Below are 9,330 nucleotides of genomic sequence, written 5' to 3'. Positions count from 1 at the left end.
GAGGTTAAATATGGGGAGTAAAATTAAGGTCTTAATCGCATCAGCATTTGCTATTGTTGGAGCTGCAGCACTTATAGTTGCGGGAACATATGCACTGTTCTCAGATTCAATCAGTATTGATAACCATTTACAAGCTGGAACACTTAAAGTAAAACTGGAAAGAACAAGTTTGAAATGGGCAGAACTAAATCCTGTCACAGGTTATTTAGTTGAACAAACAGACAATGAAGTTAAAGACTTTACTAAATCATCAACGCTAACTGAAAATGTATTTGGTTTAGAAGATGAAGTTTTAGTTGTTCCAAATTCATTCTATGAAGCTACATTAAAACTATCAAATAATGGTAGTGTAGCGTTTGACTATACAGTAAAAATCGTCTTAACAAGTAACTCAAATGCATTAGCAGAGCAATTAAAAGTAACAGTTGATGGTGATACAGTAAATGCTAAATTGTTATCAGACGGTGAAACAATTTTAGTCAGTGGAACGATGGACAAAACTGTTTCAAACAGCGCCAAGTCATTCACAATTAGAATTGAATTCATTAATCAAAATGATAACAATGATGCACAAGATTTAACAGTTGACTTTGACTTAATAGTTACAGCAATTCAAAGAACAACTGAATAAAATAATATTTTTAGGTTATAAAACCAAAAAATACTTAGGGAGAAGTATATGAAAAAGAAAGTTATTACAAGTGCAATATTAACTATTGCATTAGCGCTTAGTCTATTATTAGGTGCAACTTATGCTTTATTTACAAGCGTAAGTCGTAATTCAATTGATATTACCAGTGGGAAGGTAAGTGTAGAAGCTGTCGTAGATGAAGCTTCGATTCAAACAAAACAATTAGATGAAGCATATGTTACTGGATTACAACATACATTCGGGGGTGATGTTGAATTCGATGAAAATCAAGTAGTACTTAATAAATTAGTTCCTGGTGATGGAGTTAAATTTACAGTTCAACTTACAAATAAAAGTAATATTGCTGTTAAATATAGAGTAAGCATATCATCTGTAGCACCTGAGGGTGTTGAAAGGGATGATAGTTTACTATTATTCTCTGGTTTAAGTTTCAAAGTTAATGAAAGTGATTTTAGTGGAATTATTTCATATAAATCAAATTGGCAAGATCTTGCAGTAACAGATGAACTTGAAAATATTACTTTTGAAATTGAACTTCCAGAAAATGCTGGTAATAAATATCAAGATCTATCAACTAGTATTGTATTAGTTGTTGAAGCAATTCAAGGTAATGCTGAAGTTACTGGTGATGAAGAAATCATTAGATATAACGGATCAGCTGTATTGAATCAAGGTGGAATTAAATTAGATATTCCAGAGGGTATATTCGCACCAGGTCAAGTTCCTACTGTAGAGATTACTAAACCTGCTGCTCCTACTAATTTTGTAGTTAAACAAGATGCTACTAGTCCAGTATTAGTACAAACTTTAGATATCAAACTTCCAGGAATCGCTGAAGATAATGAAGAATTAATTACAGTTACAATTCCAGTTGATAAAGATATGCCAGGTGCTGTAGTTTATTATAGTGATGGAACACAATTAGAGCCAATGGCAACAACTAGTTTTGAAATTGATGGTAAATATTACATTCAATTTACAACTACACATTTCAGTGAATATATCTTATTTGATCGTCCAATTGAAGCAAGAGTCGTGTCAGATACTTTAGAAGTATACTTTAATGCAGAAGAAGCTTTAAGAAGTGCAACATCAGGCGATATCGTATATCTTGAAAAAAACATGACATTATCAGAAGCATTTGTTATTGATAAAGCAATCACACTTGATTTAGGTTCATTTGCATTAAATGGGGATGTAAAACTTGCTGAAAATGTAAAAGCAAGAATGGTTGTTCGTTCACAAACAGAATTAGATAAAGCAATTGTTTTAGGTTTCAAAGATATCGTTATTGGTCAAGGATTAAGTACAACATTATCAGTTACAGGAAGTGGATTTACATTCAGTAGCTTAGAAGAAGTTGTATTCAATGCAGCGATTAGAATGCTTACAATTAACGGTTCAAATAATACAATTGACGGCTTAATGGCAAAAACTACATTACCTGATTCACAACGTTTTGCAGGAGAATATGCTATTATGATCAATGGTTCAAATAATACAGTGAAAAACTCAGTTTTATCAATGGGTGGAACAGCTACTTGGGGTGCTACAATTTACGTAACAGGAACAACTGCTGATTCAGTAACTACATTTAGTAACATTAGATTAAATGAAATCACATCAGCAAGTGCATTCCGCGGTTTATTATTTAATGGATACGAAGGAACAGTAATCGTTGAAGATTCACTGATTACATCAAGTGCTTATACAATTAATATTGATGGTGATTCATCAACAGGTAAATTAATTGTTAATAGAACAACATTAAAAGGTTGGACTTCATACTCAAAAGGTTATCAAGTAGAGTTTAATGATTCAAGATTTGAAAAAGGTGGTTATCATTTTATAGCTGCTTATTCAAATACAACATTTGATAATACTGAATTTGTTGAAGATTTAGGTTTTTCTGTAAGAGCTGATGATATCAAATTTGTATTTAATAATTCTAGATACAATGGAGAATCAATTACATTTGAAAATTACCAAGATTTATTACCATTTCAAGATACAAAATATATGCAATCATTAACAGTATTTGTAGATGAACCAACAACAGGATATGTTGTTGATGAGTCCAATAAAGAGATTAGGGTATACGATGCTGATGGTTTACGCGATGCTCTAGCTCTACAAATGGGGGGCTTATACAGCGGGTACACGATAAAACAGATGGATGACATCGACCTGAATGCACCTATAGTCATTGGATAGAATTAATCATTAAAGTAACAATTCGCTAGTTAAGGTTGGTACAGTAACAAAAAAGGGAGATGAATATAATAATTCATCTCTCTTTTTCCATTTCTATAAACTATCAAATTAAAAAAGAACATAGAAACCCCTTGGTAGTAATAGAAAAGTTAAAATTTCAAAGAACAATTAGGTCGTAAATAAGAAGCTATAGTAATAAGGGATCTAAAAGAATGGTATCTATAGAAACAACATCTATTGATTTACAATGAAAATTGACCACCAATTTACGAGTAAAACTGACCACCTAAAGAAATAAAATCGCAATCAAAATTTTGAATTTCTTAAATTTTTTACGTTTAAAATTGACCACCTAATATCAATAATATACCATACTTTTGTAGACATTACGAAAGGTGGTCAGAAGGAAGTGAAAAATTTGAAAGAATGGGCAGCTGTACAAGAATTACACAAGAGAAAAGTCCCAAAGTTAAAGATTGCAAAACAATTAGGAATATCAAGAAATACTGTAAAGATATAAATGATACTATAAGATGTATATAAAGTGTGCAGTTAAGAATCCCGACTTAACAACACTTAATACATCTTTTTTTGTTATAATGGTCCTTGTGTATATATTAGGAGAGGATGATTATAATGACAAAAGCAATATTAGAAAAAATAACAAAAATAGAAGACTTACTATATTTTAGTAAAGCTTACAAGGAAGGATTGATTAAAATAAATATATCAAAGTTAGCTAGAGAATTAGATAAAGACTTTAAAACAGTAAAAAGATATTTAAACGGAGAAACTCCAAAGAAAACTAGAAATAGGATTAAATATTTAGATGAATATAGAGATTATATACTTGAAGTTTTATCAGATAAAAATAGAAGTTTTGATTATATGGATCACTTATTTAAATACTTAAAAAGAGAAAAAGGAATAACGTGTACAAGAACAACGCTATCCCGTTATATTCATAATGACAGTGAACTCAGCAAATACTTCAAGCGTCAAAAAGACGCTAAATTTACAAAAAGGTTTGAAACTAACCCTGGAGAGCAAGCACAGTTTGATTTAAAATAAAAAGTTAAGACAATAGATGAGTCAGGTAATATTACATACGTTAATATTCCAACACTAACACTCTCCTGGTCAAGATTTAATTTTAGAGACTTAATAATCGATATGAAAACTGAAGTTCTTCTCTCATTCTTAGCTCGTGCATTTGAGCACATTGGTGGAGTTCCTAAAGAGTTAGTAATTGATAACTTAAAACAATTTGTAGAAAAACCTAGAACTAAAGATGACGCAGCAATACTAACAAATACATATAGTGAGTTTTCTAAAGACTATGGTTTTAAAGTAAAACCATGTATGCCATATAGGCCACAAACTAAAGGTAAAACTGAAACACAAAATAAAATAATGGACAACTAAAAAACTATAACGGTAAATATAAAGACTTAGACAGTGTTCATGATATTTTTGAAATAATAAATAACGAAGATAATGATTCAATATCACAAGCAACAAAGTTTCCAAGAAGGTTCTTACTAGAAAAAGAAAAAGGTGACCTTTTACCACTCCCAAGCAAAGAGATAAGGAAAAAGTATCACCTAACATTAAATGAGGTTACAGTGTCCAATGAATCGCTAATAAGCTTTAAATCTAATAAGTATTCTGTACCAAAGAAATATATTGGATTAAAAGTAGGTCTAGCAATTGTAAGAGACAAAGAACTTCACATCTATTATAACGAAAAAATCATAACAATCCACAAAATAACAAGCAATTTATTAAATATTAAAAAAGAACACAAATTAAAATATAACAGAAACAATAAAGATACTAAAATAGAAATAGATAATTCAGTAATAATAAATGAAATGAGGAATATAAATTATGATTAATGAAGTATTAGATCAACTAACATATTTAAAATTAAAATCAGCATATACATACTTAAAAGAGTTACATATAAATGATTCAATAACAAATAGTGATTTAAAAGGAATTCATAAAATTCTAAATAGAGAAGTTATCGCTAAAGAAGAAAACAATAAACTTTACAATGTTAAAGTTGCAGGATTTCCATTCCTTAGAAAAATTGAAGAATACGACTTTGATTTTCAACCAACGGTTAATGAAGAAAAAATAAAAACAATAGCTAATTCTAACTTTTATGAAGAAGCAATTAATGTCGTATTTGTAGGTAACCCTGGTGTTGGTAAAACACATTTAGCAATAGCTATTGGATATGAAGTAGCAATTAAACGTAATAGTGTTTATTTCATCAAATTTAATAAACTAATAACAATATTAAAAAACGCTTATCAAGAGGGAACCTTTGATAAGCGAGTAAGACATTTCTTTAAATATAAAGTTTTAATAATTGATGAAGTTGGCTTTAGTAAAATAAGCCCACTTGAAGCAAAGCTCTTCTTTCAGTTAATAGACTTAAGATATACAAAGAAGTCTACAATCTTTACAAGTAATATGACATTTGATAAATGGCCACAAATATTAGGCAATGATGAGATGATGACTAAGGCTGTGCTTGATCGCATCTTACATCACTCTTATATCTTTAACATAGTAGGACCTTCTTATAGAATTAAAGATAAACTAAAGCATTCATCTAATAAATCTAAATAAGGAATCTTACATGCACACTTTCTTTCTTTTTTATATTGACATTTACACATCATGTATATCTTCATAATTTTTTAGAAAAAAATAATGGAATTTCTTGAGCATGTAATAATACATATCATCATGTTCAGGTGCACTTTTGTTTAATCGATATCTATTCATAACTTCAATTCTAATATGTCTAATGGCATCATTTAATTTTCTAATGATATGAAAAGAATGAACAGCGATAAGCGCATGAGGAAATGTAAGTTCTATAACTTCTTTATAAGAAGGCCACATATCGATAACAAAAGCTTTAACGCGCTTTTTTCAGGTATAGGAAAACGTGAGAATACTTGAATCAAATAGTTTTTATGTCTTGTGGGATAAATATCAATTAATTTTTGATATTTAAAGTCAAAAAGTACACATGCATACTTATATTTAGAAACTTTAGATGTATAAAACTCATCCATACATATAACTTCTGGTAAAGATCTTCTTTTTGCATCAACAAAGTGATCAAAAATATCAACCACAGTTTGTTTAGAAACAAAGTAAGTGTGAGCAGCGGAAGTAAATGTGTGCGTATAGTCTTTTAAATATTCCAATATAGAGAATTTCGTATAAGTTGAAATGGATTCATACTTGAGTGAAAAGGGATTATGTTCGTAAAAGACTTTACCACACATTAAGCATTTATATCTTCTGGCGTGATATATCAAGGTGTATTTCTTATCTAGAAGTACACTGTGTGTGATTTGACGCATTCGATAGCTGTGAAAACGTTCAGTGATATGAGAACAACTTGGACATATCTGAGGTGCTTTAAATAAGCGAAGATGAAGAGCAATCATTTGATGAGAAGAAACAGTCTCTATACTTTCAATTAAGTGTTCGATGTGTTCAAGATTTAATAATTTTATGGTATCATCATTCATGAAGACCTATCTTTCTACGGATTAGCTAGTTACTAAAATTGTAGCATAGAATGAGGTCTTCTTTTTATATTCAAAAAAACGCTTTAAAAAACATGGTGGTACGCCACCATCATTTGGACAGCTATTAATTAGCCACCATCTATTTTACATAACTTTAAAAATCTAGGTTCTTTTTTAGTTTAATATTCTATCTTTATATGCAAATATTTATCTAATACTTTAATAATTGTTTGGAGTGAAGAATATTATTAAGCTAATATTGACAAATATTAGTATAATATATATAGAAGATTATTAAATACCGTTCTTTTTAAAATATTTTAGATATTTATAATATATAATATACATTTATAGGATATTAGAAGGAGTTTGAAATGACAAATCAATTACCAATGATTGTTAAGTTTGAAGTTAAAAAAGGTATGGAGTCTTTAGTTAAAGAAGAACTACTTAAAATGGTAGAAATCACTTTAAAAGAAGATGGTTGTGTTGCATATGATTTATATCAAGATGCAGAAGACCCTACAGTATTTATGTTTTATGAAGTATGGGCGACTTATGATGCTTGGAAAAAGCATGATCAAATGCCTCATGTTAATGTATTTAGAGAAGCTACAAAAGATGCAATTTTAAAAATTTCTGCTAATAAATTAAATAGAATTAAATAAGATTTTTAGATATAAAGAGGCATATGTTTTTCTATGCTTCTTTTTTAATGGATTTATTAAAAATATATTATGGTAAAATATGTAATAGTTGACTTAAAATTCAAACATAAGGGGATTCATCATGAGTGAAATCAAACATTTCGATATGCTAAAAAAACCAGTTAAAGAAAAATGGTTTATTACACCACTAGCATATGCATTAAGTTTTCCATCGACTATAAAAAGAGGTTTAAAAATTAATAAAGTAAATATGGAAGGCTTAAAGCCACCTTATATCTTACTTTGTACACATCATGGGTTTATAGATTTTAAAGTAACTACACACGCAATATTTCCTCATAGAGCATCATATGTAGTTGCTATTGACGGATTTTTAGGTAAAGAATGGTTAATGAGAAATGTAGGTTCAATCGCTAAACGTAAATTTACTCCTCAGGATACCGTATTATTTAAACATATTAAATATTCATTAGAAAAATTAAAAAGAATTACAGTTATATATCCTGAAGCCATTTATTCTAGCGCAGGTACACCTTCATCAGTTTCAGATTCATTAGGAAAGATGCTTAAAATATTTAAGCATCCGGTTGTAGTATTAAATATGCACGGGAATTTCTTAATGAAACCTATTTGGAACCGTTTAGATAGAAAGGGGCCATTAAGAGCAGATATGACACAGGTCATTACCTTAGATGAAATTAATACACTTTCAGCTGAAGAAATAAATAGTCGTGTTAAAGAAGCTATGGATTATGATGAATTTAAATACCAGTTAGATAACAAGATTGTTATTGATCATCCAGAAAGAACTAAAGGATTACATAAAGTTTTATATCAGTGTGATAGTTGTTTAACTGAATTTAAAATGTATTCAGAAAAGACTGAAATATGGTGTGATCATTGTGGTAAGAAACATTATCAAGATGAATTAGGTAGATTAAACGCATTAAATGGTGATACTAAGTTTTCACATGTACCTGATTGGTATAATTTCCAAAGAGAACAAACTAAAAAAGAGATTTTAAATGATACGTATTATTTTGAAGATGAAGTTTATGTAGAATCATTACCTAATTCAAAAAGATTTATTCCATTAGGCGATGGTAAACTTATTCACACTAAAGAAGGATTTAAACTTATGACCTATGATGAAAAAAATCCATTAACTTTAGTTAGAGAAACATCCTCTTTATTTTCAGTACACATTGAATATGATTATCACTTAAGAACAGATAAAGTATTAGCTGATGCAGTAGTTTTATCCACATTAGATGATACATATTATATTTATCCTAAAACTAAGAGAGATCAAGTTACAAAAATAAGATTTGCTACTGAAGAGGCATATAAGCTTTATAAAAATAAATAATAAGTAGGTTACATAATGGATGATAGAGTCGAACTAATTTCAAAATTTTATAATAGAGTAAATGAGGATCAAAGACTCATTAAAAGTAGAAATGGACAATTAGAATATGCATCAACAATGCACTATATAAAAAAATATCCTAAACCCAATGCTAGCATATTAGAAATAGACGCAGGTACTGGTAGATATTCTATTACACTTGCTAAAGAAGGATATAAAGTAACAGCTGTTGAATTAGTTGAAAAAAACATTGAAATCTTAAAGTCAAATAGTATAGGTATAGAGTCGATTAATGCCATTCAAGGTGATGCAACTGACTTAAATATGATTTCAGATGAAAGTTATGATATGACACTAGTATTAGGACCTCTCTATCATTTATATGATGCTCATGAAGTTGATAAAGCAATTGATGAAGCAATACGTGTAACAAAAAAAGATGGTATTATCATGTTCGCATTCATATCAGTTTTTGGTATTATGGTAAATCATTATTATTATTATTATGGGGATTGGAAGTTTGGTGTTGAAGAAAACTTTACACAGGATTATAAAACTAGGCATTTTAAAGATCAATTATTTACAGGTGATCAAATAGATGAATTTGAAAACTTATTTAAGAATAAAAGTACTACGTGGTTAACAACAGCTGGTATGGATGGATATATGGAAGCTTTAGAACGAAGAAAAGAATTTAATTTCAGTGATGAAGATTTCGAATCATTTATAAAATGGCATTTGAATTTTGCTGAAAAAAGAGAATTATTGGGAAGCAATAATCATCTACTATATATATGCAAAAAATAAATAATATATAAGTGTTCTAAAAGGGAGGATTTATAATGAAAGACTATGCAGTTATCC

The 9,330-nt window shown here is 29.1% G+C and carries 12 protein-coding genes; 10 read left to right on the top strand and 2 right to left on the bottom strand.

Annotation, left to right across the window (positions count from 1 at the left end; all coding sequences use genetic code 11):
• The 7 genes from IY230_RS01640 to istB form a co-directional block, all read left to right on the top strand.
• A partial coding sequence (locus IY230_RS01640; RefSeq protein ID WP_196369603.1) for a TasA family protein occupies positions 1 to 631 on the top strand: 631 nt, incomplete at its 5' end.
• A gap of 48 nt (positions 632 to 679) precedes the next feature.
• Positions 680 to 2,866: a hypothetical protein gene (locus tag IY230_RS01635; protein ID WP_196369602.1), complete on the top strand. Its 2,187-nt coding sequence runs from the start codon at positions 680 to 682 to the stop codon at positions 2,864 to 2,866.
• Positions 2,867 to 3,284: 418 nt separating this feature from the next.
• Positions 3,285 to 3,386: a helix-turn-helix domain-containing protein gene (locus IY230_RS01630; protein ID WP_196369601.1), complete on the top strand. Its 102-nt coding sequence runs from the start codon at positions 3,285 to 3,287 to the stop codon at positions 3,384 to 3,386.
• A 116-nt stretch (positions 3,387 to 3,502) separates the two neighbouring features.
• Positions 3,503 to 3,937, top strand: coding sequence for a hypothetical protein (locus IY230_RS01625; protein ID WP_196369600.1), 435 nt, complete (start codon positions 3,503 to 3,505; stop codon positions 3,935 to 3,937).
• Between the two features lie 102 nt (positions 3,938 to 4,039).
• A complete protein-coding gene (locus IY230_RS01620; protein WP_230852571.1) occupies positions 4,040 to 4,291 on the top strand; it encodes a DDE-type integrase/transposase/recombinase in 252 nt (83 codons plus the stop codon).
• Between the two features lie 200 nt (positions 4,292 to 4,491).
• Positions 4,492 to 4,764, top strand: coding sequence for a Mu transposase domain-containing protein (locus IY230_RS01615; RefSeq protein WP_196369599.1), 273 nt, complete (start codon positions 4,492 to 4,494; stop codon positions 4,762 to 4,764).
• Positions 4,757 to 5,509 carry an IS21-like element helper ATPase IstB gene (gene istB / locus IY230_RS01610; RefSeq protein WP_196369598.1) on the top strand — a complete coding sequence of 251 codons (753 nt, stop codon included), beginning with the start codon at positions 4,757 to 4,759 and terminating at the stop codon, positions 5,507 to 5,509. The genes IY230_RS01615 and istB overlap by 8 nt, the downstream gene beginning before the upstream one ends.
• Positions 5,510 to 5,551: 42 nt before the next feature.
• Here istB and IY230_RS06735 read toward each other — a convergent pair whose 3' ends face one another.
• Together IY230_RS06735 and IY230_RS01600 are read right to left on the bottom strand one after the other, a co-directional pair.
• Entirely contained in the window at positions 5,552 to 5,788 is a 237-nt protein-coding gene (locus tag IY230_RS06735; RefSeq protein ID WP_196369597.1) for a transposase, read from the bottom strand.
• The gene (locus IY230_RS01600; protein WP_196369596.1) at positions 5,761 to 6,429 is read right to left on the bottom strand and encodes a transposase; all 669 of its coding nucleotides are present in this window, start codon (positions 6,427 to 6,429) and stop codon (positions 5,761 to 5,763) included. Before IY230_RS01600 ends, IY230_RS06735 begins: the two co-directional genes overlap by 28 nt.
• Positions 6,430 to 6,803: 374 nt before the next feature.
• On the opposite strand from IY230_RS01600, the gene IY230_RS01595 reads away from it, so the two are divergent.
• From IY230_RS01595 to IY230_RS01585, 3 genes are all read left to right on the top strand, one after another.
• Positions 6,804 to 7,097 carry a putative quinol monooxygenase gene (locus tag IY230_RS01595; RefSeq protein WP_196369595.1) on the top strand — a complete coding sequence of 98 codons (294 nt, stop codon included), beginning with the start codon at positions 6,804 to 6,806 and terminating at the stop codon, positions 7,095 to 7,097.
• A gap of 121 nt (positions 7,098 to 7,218) precedes the next feature.
• Complete coding sequence (locus tag IY230_RS01590; RefSeq protein WP_196369594.1) at positions 7,219 to 8,466, top strand: hypothetical protein; 1,248 nt, start codon at positions 7,219 to 7,221, stop codon at positions 8,464 to 8,466.
• Between the two features lie 15 nt (positions 8,467 to 8,481).
• Positions 8,482 to 9,273: a class I SAM-dependent methyltransferase gene (locus IY230_RS01585; RefSeq protein ID WP_196369593.1), complete on the top strand. Its 792-nt coding sequence runs from the start codon at positions 8,482 to 8,484 to the stop codon at positions 9,271 to 9,273.
• The last annotated feature ends 57 nt before the right edge of the window (positions 9,274 to 9,330 follow it).

Source organism: Acholeplasma laidlawii (genome assembly GCF_015709225.1).
Classification (GTDB): Bacteria; Bacillota_I; Bacilli_A; order Acholeplasmatales; family Acholeplasmataceae; genus Acholeplasma; species Acholeplasma laidlawii_A.
The sequence above is the reverse complement of the archived record's forward strand: the minus strand, read 5'-3'. Positions and strand labels throughout refer to the sequence as shown.

Coding starts and splice junctions, on each gene's coding strand:
- IY230_RS01635 (WP_196369602.1), top strand. CDS start 680: ATGAAAAAGAAAGTTATTACAAGTGCAATATTAACTATTGCATTAGCG.
- IY230_RS01625 (WP_196369600.1), top strand. CDS start 3,503: ATGACAAAAGCAATATTAGAAAAAATAACAAAAATAGAAGACTTACTA.
- IY230_RS01620 (WP_230852571.1), top strand. CDS start 4,040: ATGAAAACTGAAGTTCTTCTCTCATTCTTAGCTCGTGCATTTGAGCAC.
- istB (WP_196369598.1), top strand. CDS start 4,757: ATGATTAATGAAGTATTAGATCAACTAACATATTTAAAATTAAAATCA.
- IY230_RS06735 (WP_196369597.1), bottom strand. CDS start 5,788: ATGTGGCCTTCTTATAAAGAAGTTATAGAACTTACATTTCCTCATGCG.
- IY230_RS01600 (WP_196369596.1), bottom strand. CDS start 6,429: ATGAATGATGATACCATAAAATTATTAAATCTTGAACACATCGAACAC.
- IY230_RS01595 (WP_196369595.1), top strand. CDS start 6,804: ATGACAAATCAATTACCAATGATTGTTAAGTTTGAAGTTAAAAAAGGT.
- IY230_RS01590 (WP_196369594.1), top strand. CDS start 7,219: ATGAGTGAAATCAAACATTTCGATATGCTAAAAAAACCAGTTAAAGAA.
- IY230_RS01585 (WP_196369593.1), top strand. CDS start 8,482: ATGGATGATAGAGTCGAACTAATTTCAAAATTTTATAATAGAGTAAAT.